Annotated in this window: 1 protein-coding gene; it reads right to left on the reverse strand. The window is 47.9% G+C overall.

From position 1 onward, the window contains the following. On the reverse strand, positions 1-334 hold a 334-nt coding region (locus HC176_RS18255), incomplete at both ends, for a glycosyltransferase family protein (protein WP_167920415.1).

Raw genomic sequence — 334 nt, forward strand, 5'->3', positions numbered from 1 at the left:
TGCATTTTCACCTATCTGTTTTCTTTCTTTTTCAGGGATATTTCTGAAATATTTTTCGACTTCACTGGTGTCTCGGGCGATCAGGATCTCCTTTCCCTGTTCAAAAATGCTGTGGATGCCATCCCAGTAATCTGAAATGATCGGCACTCCGCAGGCAGCTGCTTCAAATAATCTCACGCTGGGGGAGTAACCGGCTTTGATCATGTCCTGTCGGGTGACATTCAGCGTAAACTCCTGCGAATTGTAGAACTTTCGGTGTTCTGCCGGAGGCAGGTGATTGATGCGCTCGACGTTCTTTGACCAGTTGTAGTTCTCCGGATACTGCGGACCTGCA

This window comes from Tamlana crocina, from assembly GCF_012037625.1.